Annotated in this window: 13 protein-coding genes and 1 pseudogene; 5 read left to right on the top strand and 9 right to left on the bottom strand. The window is 63.2% G+C overall.

Annotation, left to right across the window (positions count from 1 at the left end):
* Positions 1–106 precede the first annotated feature (106 nt).
* A complete protein-coding gene (gene aceK / locus KHO49_RS08685; protein WP_213664902.1) occupies positions 107–1,828 on the bottom strand; it encodes a bifunctional isocitrate dehydrogenase kinase/phosphatase in 1,722 nt (573 codons plus the stop codon).
* A gap of 249 nt (positions 1,829–2,077) precedes the next feature.
* On the opposite strand from aceK, the gene KHO49_RS08680 reads away from it, so the two are divergent.
* The gene (locus KHO49_RS08680; protein WP_170001317.1) at positions 2,078–2,974 is read left to right on the top strand and encodes a DMT family transporter; all 897 of its coding nucleotides are present in this window, start codon (positions 2,078–2,080) and stop codon (positions 2,972–2,974) included.
* A gap of 191 nt (positions 2,975–3,165) precedes the next feature.
* Here KHO49_RS08680 and KHO49_RS08675 read toward each other — a convergent pair whose 3' ends face one another.
* The 6 genes and pseudogenes from KHO49_RS08675 to KHO49_RS08650 form a co-directional block, all read right to left on the bottom strand.
* Positions 3,166–4,746: an aldehyde dehydrogenase (NADP(+)) gene (locus KHO49_RS08675; protein WP_213664901.1), complete on the bottom strand. Its 1,581-nt coding sequence runs from the start codon at positions 4,744–4,746 to the stop codon at positions 3,166–3,168.
* Between the two features lie 42 nt (positions 4,747–4,788).
* On the bottom strand, positions 4,789–5,784 hold the full coding sequence (araD1, locus tag KHO49_RS08670; RefSeq protein WP_110651928.1) for an AraD1 family protein: 996 nt from the start codon (positions 5,782–5,784) through the stop codon (positions 4,789–4,791).
* A 52-nt stretch (positions 5,785–5,836) separates the two neighbouring features.
* Complete coding sequence (locus KHO49_RS08665) at positions 5,837–7,012, bottom strand: L-rhamnonate dehydratase (protein ID WP_110651927.1); 1,176 nt, start codon at positions 7,010–7,012, stop codon at positions 5,837–5,839.
* Between the two features lie 33 nt (positions 7,013–7,045).
* Entirely contained in the window at positions 7,046–8,371 is a 1,326-nt protein-coding gene (locus KHO49_RS08660) for an MFS transporter (protein ID WP_102878775.1), read from the bottom strand.
* A gap of 343 nt (positions 8,372–8,714) precedes the next feature.
* Positions 8,715–9,719 (bottom strand): 4-hydroxythreonine-4-phosphate dehydrogenase PdxA, encoded by a 1,005-nt coding sequence (locus tag KHO49_RS08655; RefSeq protein ID WP_213664900.1) that lies wholly within the window; start codon positions 9,717–9,719, stop codon positions 8,715–8,717.
* Positions 9,716–9,859, bottom strand: a pseudogene (locus KHO49_RS08650) (amidohydrolase family protein); the annotation flags it as partial. The gene KHO49_RS08655 and the pseudogene KHO49_RS08650, both read right to left, overlap by 4 nt.
* 357 nt (positions 9,860–10,216) lie before the next feature.
* On the opposite strand from KHO49_RS08650, the gene KHO49_RS08645 reads away from it, so the two are divergent.
* The 4 genes from KHO49_RS08645 to KHO49_RS08630 all read left to right on the top strand — a co-directional run bounded on the left by KHO49_RS08645 (position 10,217) and on the right by KHO49_RS08630 (position 14,365).
* The gene (locus KHO49_RS08645) at positions 10,217–11,215 is read left to right on the top strand and encodes a Bug family tripartite tricarboxylate transporter substrate binding protein (protein WP_213664899.1); all 999 of its coding nucleotides are present in this window, start codon (positions 10,217–10,219) and stop codon (positions 11,213–11,215) included.
* 75 nt (positions 11,216–11,290) lie between these two features.
* Positions 11,291–11,824, top strand: a complete 534-nt coding sequence (locus tag KHO49_RS08640) for a tripartite tricarboxylate transporter TctB family protein (RefSeq protein WP_102878772.1) — start codon at positions 11,291–11,293, stop codon at positions 11,822–11,824.
* Entirely contained in the window at positions 11,821–13,350 is a 1,530-nt protein-coding gene (locus tag KHO49_RS08635) for a tripartite tricarboxylate transporter permease (protein ID WP_213664898.1), read from the top strand. Before KHO49_RS08640 ends, KHO49_RS08635 begins: the two co-directional genes overlap by 4 nt.
* Before the next feature lie 70 nt (positions 13,351–13,420).
* Entirely contained in the window at positions 13,421–14,365 is a 945-nt protein-coding gene (locus KHO49_RS08630; protein WP_102878770.1) for a LysR family transcriptional regulator, read from the top strand.
* A gap of 15 nt (positions 14,366–14,380) precedes the next feature.
* On the opposite strand, the gene KHO49_RS08625 is transcribed toward KHO49_RS08630, so the two are convergent.
* Together KHO49_RS08625 and KHO49_RS08620 are read right to left on the bottom strand one after the other, a co-directional pair.
* Entirely contained in the window at positions 14,381–14,758 is a 378-nt protein-coding gene (locus KHO49_RS08625) for a hypothetical protein (protein WP_102861657.1), read from the bottom strand.
* Positions 14,759–15,100: 342 nt separating this feature from the next.
* A complete protein-coding gene (locus tag KHO49_RS08620; RefSeq protein ID WP_110651924.1) occupies positions 15,101–15,964 on the bottom strand; it encodes a DMT family transporter in 864 nt (287 codons plus the stop codon).
* Positions 15,965–16,082 lie beyond the last annotated feature (118 nt).

Here is a 16,082-nt window from a genome sequence, read left to right as displayed (position 1 = left end):
GGCAGGGCGCGATTGTCGCAGAAAAGCGCAGGCAATACGTAGGAGCCGGCGTGCCGGCGAAGGCGTCCTCACGGGCACCTTCGCTGGCACGCCGGCTCCTGCACTTCTATTCGTCTTCCAGGCCTTTGCGCCGGTAAGGGAAGACATCGATGATCTTGCCGGCGCGGATGGCGTCCTGCAGGCTCTTCCAGTAGTCGGCGTTGTACAGCTCGCCGTGCAACTGGTCGAACAGCTTGCGCTGGCCGGCATCGGCGAACAGGAACGGCGGGAACTCCTCGGGGAACACGTCGTGGGGGCCGATGGAATACCAGGGCTCGGAAGCCATCTCGTCCTCCGGCGTACGGGGCGCCGGAATGTGACGGAAGTTGGCTTCGGTGAGGTAGCAGATCTCGTCGTAGTCGTAGAACACCACCCGACCGTGACGGGTCACGCCGAAGTTTTTCAGCAGCATGTCGCCGGGGAAGATGTTGGCTGCCGCCAGTTGCTTGATCGCCAGGCCGTAGTCCTCCAGAGCCTCGCGGACCTGATCCGGGTTGGCGTGCTCCAGGTAGAGGTTGAGCGGGGTCATGCGGCGCTCGGTCCAGCAGTGGCGGATCAGCACGGTCTGGTCTTCCACGGCCACGGTTGACGGCGCCACCTCCAGCAGTTCCTCAAGGCAGGCCGGGTCGAACTTGCTCAGGGGGAAGCGGAAATCGGCGAACTCCTGGGTATCGGCCATGCGCCCGACCCGGTCGACGCTTTTCACCAATCGGTACTTCTCGATCACCGTGGCCCGGTCGACGTTCTTCGACGGCGAGAAGCGGTCCTTGATGATCTTGAACACGGTGTTGAAGCCCGGCAGGGTGAACACGCTCATGACCATGCCGCGCACACCGGGAGCCATGATGAAACGGTCGTCGGTGCTGGCCAGGTGGTTGATCAGGGCGCGGTAGAACTCCGACTTGCCGTGCTTGTAGAAGCCGATGGAGGTGTACAGCTCGGCGATGTGCTTGCCCGGCAGGATGCGCTTGAGAAAGCCGATGAACTCCGCCGGCACTGGCACATCCACCATGAAATACGAGCGGGTGAAGGAGAAGATGATCGAGACATCGGCTTCGTCGGTGATCAGCGCATCGATCTGGATGCCCCGGCCTTCACGATGCAGCAGCGGGATCACCAGGGGCCATTGCTCTTCGTGGGTGAAGATACGCCCCACCAGGTAAGCGCCCTTGTTGCGATAGAGCACCGAGGAGAACAGTTCCAGGGTCAACTCCGGGTCCTTGCACACCCAGTCCGGCAGGTTCTCCCGCAGTTGCGCCTCCAGGCGCCGCAGGTCCCCCGGCAGGTCGGCATAGTCCTCGCTGAAGCGGTAGTCGGCGAACACCTGTTCGAGCATCGCCGGCAGGTTGCCCTTGGGGTGGTAGCTGCGGGTCTGCGCGGCCCGGGCCCGGCGCAGGCTGGGCCGGGTGGTGTGGATGAACATGCAGCCGTCGCTGATCAGGTCATGGCTGAACAGCCCGCAGAAGATCGAGTTGTACCAGGTCTCGGACAGCTCATCGTCAAAACGCAGGTCGATCAGGCTGATGTAGGCGCTTTTCACCAGGGGCCACTGGCCGACATCCATCAACGCATCGTCGCTGAAGTACTGGTGCAACCGGGCCACGGTTTCCCCGACCTTTTCCTCATACAGATTGATCCGCGCCGCCGAGGCCCTCTGCGCTTCCTGCCATTGCGCCTGCTCGAAGCGTTGCCGGGCACCGTCGGTGATCTGGCGAAAATGCTCGCGGTAGTCGTCGAAGCCATCGAGGATCATTCGAGCGATATCGGCGGCGGGCCATGACTGCGGCATAAGTAGACCTCTGCGGGAATTTACGATGCCAGAGCTTAGCCAGTGAAACGGCTTGAGGAGAAGCGTATTTTTGTGATCAAGCGTACGCCGGAAAATGACCCGGCAGTCGCCCTGCTCCCCAGGCTTGTGTGGCGGATCGTGGGACACAACAAACCCAGTGCCGGGTTTCTTCGCCCTGTGCGCCAATAAGGTTTGCCATGCCCGCCAGCGCTGGGCAAGATCCCCGCCCTCAAACCGAAGGATCCTTCCGTGAGACTTGTCGATCTCCTGCGTCTGTTGTCGCTGGCCGCCATCTGGGGCGCGAGCTTTTTATTCATGCGCATCATCGCCCCGGTGCTGGGCAGCGTACCCACGGCGTTTTTCCGGGTGTCGATTGCCGCGCTCGGGCTGCTGGTCATGCTGGCGCTGATGCGGGTCGACTGGAATTTTCGCGGCAAGCTCAAGACCGTGTTGCTGCTCGGTGTGATCAACTCAGGCATACCGGCAACGATGTATTCGGTGGCAGCCCAGGTGCTGCCTGCCGGCTACTCGGCGATCTTCAATGCCACCACGCCCTTGATGGGGGTGTTGATCGGCGGGCTGTTCTTTCATGAGCGGCTGAGCCTGAGCAAGATCGCCGGCGTCTGCCTGGGCTTGTTCGGCGTCGGCATCCTGACCCGCGCCGGCCCCGTGGCCTTCGACCATGAACTGCTGCTGGGCGCCCTGTCCTGCCTGATGGCCACCACCTGCTACGGCTTTGCCGGCTTCCTCGCGCGGCGCTGGCTGGATCAGGCCGGCGGCCTGGACAGTCGCCTCTCGGCGCTGGGCAGCATGCTCGGTGCCACCCTGCTGCTGTTGCCCCTGTTCGCCTACAACGCCATCAGCCAGCCACCGGCCAGTTGGGGTGGCTGGAGCGTGTGGCTGTCGCTGCTGGGCTTGGGGCTGGGCTGCACGGCGTTTGCCTATGTGCTGTATTTCCGTCTGCTCAGCGCCATCGGTCCGGTGCGATCAATGACCGTGACCTTCATGATTCCGCCGTTCGGCGTGTTGTGGGGGGCCTTGCTGCTGGATGAGCCGCTGTCCATGGCGCATCTGTATGGCGGCGCGCTGATTGGCGCCGCCCTGTGGCTGGTGCTGCGGCCCACGGTCACGAGCAGCGCCCGCTGACCCGTGGCTCTTGTGGCCACGGCTAGCGCGGGTCGTGTAGCCGCTGCCGCAGGCGGCGAACGGCTTGGGCGGCATTGCGACGCAGCAGACGCGGCCATCTGGCGCCCGCACAAGGTTCGGCAGCAGACCGTCAAGCAAGGCCCTGCGGGCCTTTTCGCAGCCTCGCCGGAGCTCGGCAGCGGCTACGGAGCCTAAAGCGCGGCGTTGCTCATTTCGCCATCCACCAGACGCCGAATACCCAACGGGTTGGCATTGCGCAGGGCTTCGGGCAACAGCGCGTCCGGGTAGTTCTGGAAACACACCGGCCGCAGGAAGCGCTCGATCGCCAGACTGCCCACCGAGGTGCCCCGGGCATCGGAAGTGGCCGGGTAAGGCCCGCCATGAACCATGGCATCGCAGACTTCGACCCCAGTCGGATAACCGTTGAGCAACAGCCGACCGACCTTGTCCTGCAGGGTCTCGGTCAACCAGCGATGCTCCAGCAACTCCGGCTCCTCGCCGATCAGGGTCGCGGTCAGTTGCCCGCGCAGCCCCTGCAAGGCCGCCGCCAGCTCGCTCCAATCAGCCACTTCGATGACGATGCTGGCTGGGCCGAAGACTTCCTCCTGAAGCCGTTCATCCCCCTCCAGCAACAGGCTGACATCAGCCTGGAATAGCTGAGCCTGTGCCTGGGCGCCCTGTTGTGGCCGACCCGCCAGGTGCCGCAGGCGGGGATGCTGGTGCAAGGCTTCAACACCCCGGCAGTAGCTGGCCAGCGTGCCGCTGTTGAGCATGGTCTGCGGCGCCTGCTGGTCCATCTGCGCGCTGAACGCTTGGAGAAAGGCGCTGAACTGCGGCGAGCGCAGGCCGATGATCAGGCCCGGATTGGTACAGAACTGACCCGCGCCCAAGGTCACCGAGCCCGCCAGTTCGGCGGCGATCCGCGCGCCCCGGACCCTGAGTGCCTCGGGCAGCAGGATCACCGGGTTGATGCTCGACATCTCGGCGAACACCGGGATCGGCTGCGGCCGGTTCGCAGCCATCTGACACAAAGCGTTGCCGCCCTTGAGGGAGCCGGTAAAGCCCACCGCCTGGATCGCCGGGTGCTTGACCAGCCACTCCCCGACCCCGGCGCCGTAGATCATGTTGAACACCCCGGCGGGCATCTCGCTGCGCTGCGCCGCACGGATGATCGCGTCGGCCACCCACTCGGCGGTCGCCATGTGTCCGCTGTGGGCCTTGAACACCACCGGGCAACCGGCGGCCAGGGCCGCAGCGGTGTCGCCACCGGCCGTGGAGAACGCCAGGGGAAAGTTGCTCGCACCGAATACCGCCACCGGGCCCAGGCCGATATGGTACTGGCGCAAGTCCGGGCGCGGCAGCGGCTGGCGCTCGGGCAAGGCGCGGTCGATGCGTGCGGCATAGAAGTCGCCCCGGCGCAGGACCCTGGCGAACAAGCGCAACTGGCCGCTGGTACGCCCACGCTCGCCCTGGATACGCCCGGCGGGCAAGGCGGTTTCCCGGCAGACGGTGGCGATGAAGTCATCCCCGAGACGATCCAGTTCATCGGCAATGGCATCGAGAAACTGGGCGCGCCTCTCGGCGCTGAGGTTGCGGTACAGCGGGAAGGCCTGCGCGGCGGCCCGGGCCGCGGCATCCACTTCTGCCGCAGTCGCCTGGAAGAAGCTTCCCGGCAGGGCTTGGCCACTGTCGGCATCCAGGCTGTGCAGCTGTACCTCACCCTGTGCGCTGCGGCCGCCGCCAATGTAGTTGTGTCCAGACAAACGAGTCATGAGGCATTCCTTGACCGGCGCCAGGGGCCGGTGATTGAAGGTTTACAGGGCACGCACCTGGCCAATGGCCAAGGGCTGGGCGCTTTCGCCGATGGTGTTTTCCAGGGGCGCACCGAAGGCTTCGAGACTGATCTGGAAGCGGTCGCCGGGACGCGTGCGCACCCCATCGGCAAAGGACAGGGTGGCGGTGCCGAAGTAGTGCACATGGACGTCACCGGGACGCAGGAACTGCGCGTACTTGAAGTGGTGGTATTCGAGGTTGGCCAGGCTGTGGCACATGTTGTCCTCGCCGCTGAGAAACTCCTTTTCCCAGAGCACTTCAGCGTCGCGGATGATGCGGCTGCGGCCCACCAGGTGCCGGGGCAGTTCGCCGACCCGCAATTCCGGGCCATAGGCGCAGTAGCGCAGCTTCGAGTGGGCCAGGTACAGGTAGTTGCGCCGCTCCATCACATGGTCGGAGAACTCGTTGCCCAGGGCATAACCGACGCGGTACGGCAGGCCATCCTCGCCGATCACATAAAGGCCGGTGAGCTCCGGCTCCTCGCCGGCATCCTCGGCAAAGGGCGGTACAGGAAAATCGCCGCCGGGAGGTACGACAATGCTGCCGTCGCCCTTGTAGAACCATTCCGGCTGGGCTCCCACTTGCCCGGCTGCGGGCTTGCCGCCTTCCAGGCCCCATTTGAAGATGCGCATGGTGTCGGTCATGCCGGCTTCCACCCCAGCGTCATGCTGGTGCATCTTGTCCCGGGCCGAGGCGCTGCCCAGGTGAGTCAGGCCGGTGCCGCTGATCAGGCAGTGGGCCGGGTCCTCATGATCCAGGGGCGGCAGGACCCGGCGCTGCTGCAGCAGCTGTGCATAGTCCGGCCCCGGATCACTGCCACGCCGTTGCGCTTCCTGCTGCAGGGTGCGCTGGTTGCGGATCGCCGCCAGGGCCAACTCTCGGGTGCTGGCGGTGTTGCGCAATACTCGCAGTTGCTGCTCTTCGATCACCCCGACCTGACGCTGACCGGTGCTGCTGAAAAATTGAATCAAGCGCATGTTCGCTCTCCCACAGGTCTGCACAGCGCCGCCCGCAAGCGGCGCCCGAGGCTTATTCGATGATGTTGAATTCGCTCAGGTAATCTTCGGAGATTTCCAGGCCCAGGCCCGGTTTGTGGTCGTCGAGCTGGATGTAGCCCTTGACCGGCTGCGGCTCGCCCTTGAACACGTAATAGAAGAGTTCGTTGCCGACCTCGACGTCGAACACCGGGAAGAACTCGGCCATCGGCGAGGCCGTGGTGGACAGGGTCAAGTGGTAGTTGTGCATTTGCCCGGCATGGGGAATCACCGGCACCGACCAGGCTTCGGCCATGGCGTTGATCTTGCGCGCGGCGGTGATGCCACCGACACGGTTGGTGTCGTACTGGATCACGTCGACGGCGCGACGTTCCAGCAGGTCCTTGAAGCCATAGGAAGTGAACTCGTGCTCGCCGCCGGAGATCGGCATGATGCCCATCTTCTTCAGCTCGACGTAGCCTTCGAGGTCATCGGCGATCACCGGCTCCTCCAGCCAGCGCGGCTCGAACTCCGCCAGCTTGGGCAACATGCGCCGGGCGTATTCCAGGGTCCAGCCCATATAGCACTCAAGCATGATGTCCACGTCCGGGCCGACCAGTTCGCGCAGGGCGCGTACCTGCTCGATGTTGCGGCGCATGCCGGCCGGGCCGTCCTTGGGGCCGTAGCCGAAGCGCATCTTCAGCGCGGTGAAACCCTGGTTGAGGTAGCCCTGGGCCTCTTCGAGGAACAGATCGAGATTGTCATTGGCGTAGAGCTTGGAGGCGTAGGTCCAGATCTGGTCCTTGGTGCGCCCGCCGAGGAGCTTGAATACCGGCTTGTTCACTGCTTTGCCCATGATGTCCCAGAGGGCAATGTCGATCGCCGAGATGGCCGCCATGCCGATGCCCTTGCGCCCCCAGGCGTGGCTCTGACGGTACATTTTCTGCCAGATGTATTCGTTGTCGAAAGGGTCCTCACCGATGGCGATCGGGGCCAGGTAGGTGTCGATGATTTCCTTGGCCACCCGCGGCGCCAGGGCGCAATTGCCTATGCCCACCAAGCCGTTGTCGGTTTCCACTTCCACCACCAGCCAGCCGTGGAAACGGAACGAGCCCATGGCATCGCCACGCTCGAAGAGGATGTCCGTGGCGTTGGTGCAAAAGTGCGCCTGGGGTGGCACGACTTTGCCTTTCCACTCGAATACACGGGTACGGATCGCGGTGATTTTCATCAGGAGGTTTTCCTTGCAAGGCGTGGGTAGTGATCAGCCGACCTGGGCCGGTGTGAGCTGTTTGGGAGTGGTCGGGGTGTGCCGGGTATTCAGGCGTGACAACAGAATGGCGCCGAGGATGCCGACCAGGGCCAGGGCGAACATCCCCGCACGCGGGTCGGCAAACTGGGTTTCCATCAGGGTCTTGAGGTTCGGCGCGACAAAGCCGCCGAGGTTGCCGATGGAGTTGATCAGGGCGATGCCGCCGGCCGCCGCGGCGCCGCTGAGGTAGCCGGTGGGAATGGTCCAGAACAGCGGCTGCACGGCGACAAAGCCGGCGGCGGCGAAACAGAAGGCCAGGACCACCGGCACCATGCTGCTGCCCAGCGCCGAAGCAGCGATGCCCAGGGCGGCCATGCTCAGCATGACCACCGCCAGGTGCCGGTGCTGACCACTGCGGTCGGCATAGCGAGTCACCAGACGGGTCACCAGCAAGGCGCAGATCCACGGAATCGCGGTGATCAGCCCGACGCTAAGGCCGACGTGGCCATCCAGCAGCCCGGCGATGCGTGTCGGCAGGTAGAACACCACGCCGTAGACGCTCATCTGGATGGTGAAATAGGCCAGGCAGAATTGCAGGACCCGGCGGTTGCGCAAGGCACTGAAGAAGCCGTGGGGGCTGCTGTCCTTTTTCCTCGCGTCCTCTTCGGCCAGGGCCTCATGCAGCGCCTGCTTCTGCTCGTGGCTCAACCAGCGTGCATCGCCGGGACGATCCACCAGGTAAAAGTAGGCGGCAACACCGACGACCGAGGCCATCAGGCCCTCGACCACGAACAGCCATTGCCAGTTGGTCAGGCCGAACACGCCGTGGAACTCCAGCAACCAACCCGACAGCGGGCTGCCCAGGACCAGCGCCAAGGGCAGACCGAAATAGAACAGCCCCAGGGCCTGGCCCCGGCTCTGGGCCGGGAACCAGTAAGTGAGGTACAGAATGATCCCCGGGAAGAAGCCGGCCTCGGCCACGCCCAGGAGAAAGCGCAGCACATAGAAGGTCTGGGCGTTGTGGGCGAACATCATCGCCGCCGACACCAGGCCCCAGGTGACCATGATCCGGCACAGCCAGACCCGCGCACCAAGGCGATGCAGCATGTAGTTGCTGGGCACTTCGAAGAAGGCGTAGCCGATGAAGAAAATACTCGCGCCAAAGGCGAAGGCCGCATCGCCGAGGCCGGTATCGGCTTGTAATGCGGCCTTGGCGAAGCCGACGTTGGAGCGGTCGATAAAGGCCAGGATGTACATCAGGATCAGGAACGGCAGCAGACGCAGCCGGCTTTTGGAGATGGCGCTGGCGAGCGCCAGCGCGGAATCTGGACGAGTCATGTGGATGTTCCTTGAGTGCCGATCATGCCTTGCGCAAGGGACAAGGCGGGCTTCTTGTAGTTGTTCGATCGCTTGAGGGAGTCGCTGGCAGCCGCTCAATCGATGGGGCGACTTTAGCCAGCGCCGACAGCACCGGCTAATCACTTATGGGTATCCAGCGATAACCACCGGTGATCGCAAGAGACCTTTTATTGCCTTTCAGGGTTATCAGAGAGAGCGCCTGCCTTTCGCCGGCCAGCCGGCTCCTACAGCCATGCCGGCCCAGGCGTTCCGGCAAACGGCGGATGCCAGAAAGCATTCCCATGCCAAGGCATGGGAATGCGCGAGCAAGCAAACGCTGCGATCAGTGGCGGTGGGCGCCCATGCGGCAGGCGATCTCGAAGGCCTGGCCAATGGCGCCGGCATTGGCCAGGCCCTGCCCGGCAATATCGAACGCCGTACCGTGGGCCGGCGTGGTGATGGGAATAGGCAAGCCGCCCTGCACGGTGACGCCACGGGAAAAGCCCATGAGCTTGATCGCGATCTGCCCCTGGTCGTGGTACATGGTCACCACCGCGTCGAAGGCACTGGCGTCGCCCTGGACCTTGAGGAAGATGGTGTCAGCCGGATAAGGCCCGTCAGCGCCGATACCCAGGGCCTGGGCGGTCTTCACTGCCGGGCCGATGATATCCAGCTCCTCGCGACCAAAAGAGCCATGGTCGCCATTGTGCGGATTGAGACCGCAGACGCCGATGCGCGGCCGTGCCAGACCATTGCGTTTGAGGGCCTGGTCGATCAGTTGGATGGCCTCCAGCACTCGCGCCTGGCTGAGCAGGCCCGGCACCTCGGCCAGGGCCACATGGGAGGTCACCCGTGAGGTCCAGAGGTTGTCGAGGACGTTGAACTCACAGAACGGCCCGTGGAAGCCCAACCGCTCAGCGAACCAGTGCAGCTCATCGCTGTGGGCCATACCGGCCATGTGCAGCGAGGTCTTGTTCAAGGGGCCGAACAGCACCGCGTCGGTGGTCCCGTCGCGGGTCAGGCCCAGGGCCACTTCGAGGGTGTCAAGGCAATAACGCCCACCCACGGCGCTGGCTTGGCGGCGCGCAAACTCGCCTACTGCATTGCCGCGAAAATCATAGAACAGCGGCGTGTCGTCAGTGAACGCCAACGACTCCAGGGTACTGACCTTGCGATAGGCAAACTCGCACCCGGCGATGTCCATGCCGCGACGCATTTCTGCTTCATCGGCAATCAGGATCACCTTGGCCTGGGCCCGCACCTGGGGCTGGCTCAACAACCGGGCAATGAGTTCCGGGCCGATGCCAGCCGGGTCCCCCAGGACCATGGCGATGGTGCTCTTGCTCATGCTTCACTCCTTGCAGGTTCAGGCTCGGGGCGCGCATCCACGCCCGGCTCGCAACGGAAGAGCTGTTGCGCATTGCTGTAGAACAGGCGCTGCTGATCGGCCCGTGGCAGATCGGCGACCCTGTGTTTGAAATTGTTGTAATGCATGCAGCGCTCGACTGGGACAGCGCCACGTTGGGGGCACTATCGAGGCCCTGGAGATAACCGTCTAATCAAAACTTGAGATACACCGATAGCTGGAAGATATGCCTACAAGGGATTCAGAGAACTCCGAAGCTCTAGGGTATTTTCCAACCAACTTTCACAAAAGGCTCTGAACCGCCTGTTTCAGCGTCTTTCCTGCTGCGCCGCCCCGTCGATCTATAACCCCAGGCTATCGGTGTATCTCATGTTTTGAGTAGACGTCGTGCCACCGGCTTCCCACACTCGGTTCCAGGCTTGCGGCCTCAGGCCACGGACAAGCCACTCATAACAACGACAAGAACCAGAGGCTCTACCATGCGCTCAACCTTCGTTCGTCGCACGTCACGCCTATTGCTCGGCGCCAGCCTGCTCTGCGCCCTGCCCGCCCTGGCCTGGCAGCCGGAAAAGAACGTCGAGATCGTAATCGCCGGTGGCCCCGGAGGCGGTACCGACCAACTCGGCCGACTGATCCAGTCAATCATCACCACCCACAAGCTGCTGGACGTCAACACCGTGGTCCTGAACAAGGGGGGAGGCAACGGCGCAGAGGCCTTCCTTGACCTGAAGATGGCCCAGGGCGATCCAGGCAAGCTGGTGATCGGCACCAACAACATCTACTTGCTGCCGCTAGTGGCCAAACTCGGCTACCAGTGGCAGGAGCTGACGCCGGTGGCCGCCCTGGCCGAGGACGACTTCATCCTCTGGACCTACCAGGACGCGCCCTGGAAAGACGCCAAGGCTTTCTATGAGGCAGTCAAAACCGAGCCGAAGCTGCGCATGGGCGGCAGCCAGTCCAAGGACGTCGACCAGACCCTGACCCTGCTGCTGAACCGCACCATCGGCAGCAAGCTGACCTACATCCCCTTCAAGAGCGGCAGTGAGGCGGCCACCCAGTTGGCGGGCAAACACATCGCCAGCAACGTCAACAATCCCGCAGAAAGCATCAGCCAATGGCGCGGCAATCAGGTCCGGCCCCTGTGTGTGTTCAGCCGCGAGCCCATGCAGTACACCGACAAGGTCGCCGGCGAACGCTCCTGGTCAGACATTCCCACCTGCCACTCCCAAGGCCTGGGGATCGACCAGTACCGCTTCCCGCGCACCGTGTTCATGCCCGGCGGGGTCAGTGCCGAGCAGCGGGTGTTCTACGTTGAGCTGCTGCGCAAGGTCACCCAGGCTCCGGAGTTCAAGGCCTACGTGAGCCAGAACGCCCTGGTGCCGACCTTTCTCGAAGGCGAGCCACTGAACGCCTACATCGAGCAGGACACTGCACGGGTGACCCCGGTCTTCAAGGAAGCCGGCTGGCTGCGCGACTGATCCCGCGGGCGGCCCCGCCCCGCCTGAGACTCAGGCAGGGCCGCTGCCGCTCGCCCTTTTTTCGGAGGTGCAAGCATGTCCCATTGCGCAAATTCATCATCACTCCTGGGCACCCGCTGGGTCGAACTCGGGCTGGCCCTGTTCACCGCCCTGATCGGCGCCGCGGTGATGCTCGGTAGCCTCGAACAAGGCATCGGCTGGGGCGACGCCGGCCCCCAGCCTGGGTATTTCCCGTTCTACATCGGCCTGCTGCTCAGTGGCGCCAGCGCCGCCAACGCCCTGCTCACCGGGCTGCGCTGGCACGCCCTGGGCCTGGCCTTCGTCAGCCGCAAGGCGTTCGTCCAGGTGCTCTCGGTGTTCATTCCCATTGCCCTGTTCGTTGCGGCCATGCCGTTCACCGGCATCTACCTGGCCTCAGCACTGTTCATCGCCTGGTTCATGTGGCGCGACCGGTTGCGGGCCCGGCCTTATGGCAGATGGATGATCGGTGGCGTGTCCTTCGGAGCAGTGCTGGCCAGCTACCTGATCTTCGCCCTGTGGTTCAAGGTGCCGCTGGATGCCGGGCCGCTGGGCGACTGGTTGGCCCTGGCCGGGAGTCGCCTGAAATGAGCGAATTCGACTCCCTGCTGCAAGGCATGAACCTGATCCTCACCCCCGGCCATATCGGACTGATGGTGGTGGGCGTACTGCTGGGTATCCTGGTGGGAGTGCTGCCCGGGCTCGGCGCGCCCAACGGTGTCGCTCTGTTACTGCCGCTGACCTTCAGCATGACGCCGGTGTCGGCGATTATCCTGCTTTCGTGCATGTACTGGGGGGCGTTGTTCGGCGGTTCGATCACCTCGATCCTGTTCAACATTCCCGGTGAGCCCTCATCGGTGGCCACTACCTTCGACGGCTACCCCATGGCCCGCCAGGGTCGGGCGGCCGAGGCCCTGACCGCAGCCTTCAGTTCGGCACTGATCGGTGCCCTCTGCGGCGTGCTGCTGCTGACCTTCCTGTCGACGCGGATTGCCGAGTTCGCCCTGTCCTTCAGCTCACCGGAATTCTTCGCCGTGTACCTGCTGGCGTTCTGCACGTTCATTGGCATGAGCAAGAACCCGCCGCTAAAAACCCTGGTGGCGATGATGCTCGGCTTCGCCATGGCCGCGGTGGGCATGGACACGGTGTCGGGCAACCTGCGACTGACCTTCGACCAGCCGATGCTGATGACCGGCATCAGCTTTGAAGTGGCGGTGATCGGTCTGTTCGGCATTGGCGAGATCCTCTGCACCGTGGAGGAAGGCCTGGTGTTCCGTGGCGAGCACGCGCGGATCACGCCGATGATCATCCTGCGTACCTGGGCGCGCTTGCCGCGCTATTGGCTGACGCTGGTGCGCAGCACCCTGGTGGGCTGCTGGATGGGCATCACACCCGGCGGTCCCACCGCAGCCTCGTTCATGGGCTACAGCCTGGCACGGCGCTTCTCCAGGCACCGCGAGCACTTCGGCAAGGGTGAGATCGAAGGCGTGATCGCCCCGGAAACCGCCGACCACGCTGCTGGTACCAGCGCCCTGCTGCCGATGCTGACCCTGGGCATTCCCGGTTCTGCCACCGCCGCGGTGATGCTCGGCGGGCTAATGATCTGGGGCCTGCACCCGGGGCCGACGCTGTTTGTCGAGCAGCACGATTTCGTCTGGGGCCTGATCGCCAGCATGTACCTGGGCAACGTGGTCAGCCTGATCGTGGTGCTGGCCACCGTGCCGCTGTTCGCCTCGATCCTGCGGATTCCTTTCTCGATCATTGCGCCGATCATCATCATGGTCTGCGCCATTGGTGCCTACTCGGTGCACAACGCCTTCTTCGACGTGGTGCTGATGCTGGGCTTCGGCGCCCTGGGCTACCTGTTCAAAAAGCTCGGCTACCCCATCGCGCCGTTGGTGCTGGCGGCAGTACTGGGAGACAAGGCCGAGGATGCCTTCCGCCAATCGATGCTGTTCTCCGACGGGCAATTGGGGATCTTCTGGTCCAACCCGCTGGTGGGCAGCCTGACCACGGCGGCGCTGATCATGCTGTTCTGGCCCCTGTTGTCTACGGCCTTGCAACACCTGGTCAAGGGCCGCTCGCAGGGTCCGGCCGACAGTCATTCCTCCCCTTGAATGCTACTTCTGGCAACGCCTGGCATTTATTGTCAGGCTTGCCGCTGCCTCTTACTGCGAGCCCGGCCCTATGACCAAGATTCCTGATGCCAACATGATTCACAGTCGCCTGCGCCTGCGCCAATTACGACTGATGCTGGCCCTGCAGGAGTTCGGCTCTCTGCGCCGCGCTGCGGACAACATAGGCATGACCCAGCCAGCCGCGACCAAGATGCTCCATGAGGCCGAGGACCTGCTGGGGGTCGAGCTGTTCGAACGCCTGCCTCGGGGCATGCGCTCCACGCCCTTCGGCGAGACGGTGATCTACTACGCCCAGATGGTCTTCGCCGAACTCAGTGGCATGCGCGAGGAACTGGTAGCCCTGGAATCCGGCAACCTCGGGCGGGTTGCGGTGGGGGCCATTCCAGCCCTGGCCTCAGGACTGCTGACGCGGACCATCGCGACCCTCAAGCAGAGTCACCCCCGGCTGTCCATGAGCATTCAGGTAGACACCAGCGATGTGCTGGTACAGGCGTTATTGCAGGATCAACTGGACATCGTCCTGGGCAGGATCCCCGCCGGCGCACGGGCCGAGGAACTGCTCTTCGACAGCCTGGGTGAAGAGGCCCTGTGCGTGATCGCCGGGGCGCAGAATCCACTGGCACAAGCCACGCACTTGAGCTGGGCACAATTGCAGAACGAAACCTGGGTGCTGCAACAGCATCCCAGCCCCATGCGCTCGATCATCAACCAAGTGTTCCACAACGCACGGGTCGACATCCCCAGCAGCATCGTCGAGACCACCTCGATCATGACCTTGCTGTCCCTGGTGCAGCAGACCGACATGATCGGTGTTACACCGGTTTCGGTAGTCGAGGACTATCCCGGGCGTCACCTGTTGGCGGTGCTGCCGATCCAGTTCGAGGCGCGGTTGCCGCCCTTCGGGTTGATCACCCGGCGGCACCGCATCCAGTCGTCGGCGATGCAGGCCTTCATGAACTCGGTTCGCAAGGAACATGGGTTGAACCGAGACTGAGTGCCAGCAAGGGGCTCAAGGAACGTTCAGGGTAATCAGGTAGGTGCCGGAGGTTACGGCCTTGCCGGCCTGATCAACAAAGGCATAGTGCTGGTTGTAGTAGCGGCCCTGGGAACCGCTGTCGGCCAAGAGCTTGACCTTGACGGCGGAATGATCCGAAGCGCTGACGCTGGCCACGGCTCCCACACGGGCTACGTCGATTGCGGTGCCGCGGGAGCCTTGAGGACACTGGCGTAGGCTAAGCCCTGTGCTGGCGGCGCTGGTGGTGCAATGGCTCTCAACGATACTGCCGGTAAAGCGGATGACCCCCTGTGCCACGGGAGCAGCGGCGAAACAACTGCTCGACAGTCCCAAAAGCAAACCGAAAGCGGTTGAAGCGAACGTTGCGTTCATACTGACTCTCCTTTGTTTAAGGACTATGTCGTCAGTCTAGGTACCGGCTTTAGCTTTTAAGGTTTGTCTGATGGACTAATTTGGAATACCAACAAAAAAGTCTAAGCATCTGGTTATCAAAAGAACCTTGAGGGTTCGCTTCAGTCGCTCATTACGTGCACATACAAGGTTTGAAATCAGACCTTTATTGACCGGCAAAGAACTACACGACGATAGTGGCATCTAGCCAGTATTCATGCTTATAGTCGATCATTAATTGAATCAATAATGGGCAAAAGCGACCGAGCATTGCGCTCGGCCGCAGGTCTGGACAACCACCGCGAAGATCGTCGCCCGTAACTATCAGGCGCTCTTACGGAACACGAAGACCAGGCCGACAATGATCAGGCCCATGCCCATCAGGCTCAGCCAGGCCAGACGATTGCCGAAAAAGATAAAGTCCATCAATGCGGTCACCGCCGGTACCAGATAGAACAGGCTGGTGACATTCACCAGGTTGCCCTGAGCGATCAAGCGGTACAGCAGCAGTGTGGCCAGTACCGACACCACCAACCCCATCCACAGCAGCGCAATCACGAAGCCGGCGCTGTACTCGAAGTGAAACGGCTGGAACGGCACGAACAGCGCACACAGCAACAGGCCCGCCAGGTACTGCACCGGCAGGGTGCCCAAGGGGTTGTCGGTGATGCGCTTCTGCATGATCGAACCGGCCGTCATGCTGACCAGGGCCAGCAGGCCACAGAGCATGCCGGAGACGGATATCCCTGCCAGACCGATGCCCTGGTAGACCACCATGATCAGCCCGGTGAGCCCCAGACTGAGGCCGAACAGGCGGCTCCAGGAACGCTGGCGCTCCATCAGCACCACGGTGAGGATCGGCTGCACACCCATGATGGTGGCCATGACGCCAGGGGTGACCTTAAGGTCCAGGGCCAGGATGTAGAAGATCTGGTAGGCCCCCAGCAGCACCAGGCCGGTGGCCATGGCAAAGCCCACGGCCCGGCGCCCCTGGGGCAACCTGAGCTTGAGCAGGGGCATCAGCAGCACCAGGCCCATCAGGGCGATGATGAAACGCAGCAGCAGGAAGGCAAAGGGCGAAGCCTGGGTCAGGCCCCATTTGGAGAAGATCGCGCCACTGCTCCAGAGCAGGACGAACAGGCTCGTGGAAGCCGCCGCAAGCGCGGACTTTTTGGAAATGAGCAACATGAAAACCACCTGTAATCAGGCAAGAAGCCAATTCAGCCAAGGCTGAAGTTCAGTAGTGTTTGGTTCAGGCGGGCACAGGGAACAGCAGCGATTGCTGATCAGCCCGAAAGGCCAACGC

The sequence above is a fragment of the Pseudomonas sp. RC4D1 genome, assembly GCF_018390395.1.
Classification (GTDB): Bacteria; Pseudomonadota; Gammaproteobacteria; order Pseudomonadales; family Pseudomonadaceae; genus Aquipseudomonas; species Aquipseudomonas danubii.
This window is presented reverse-complemented; position numbering and strand designations above follow the sequence as displayed.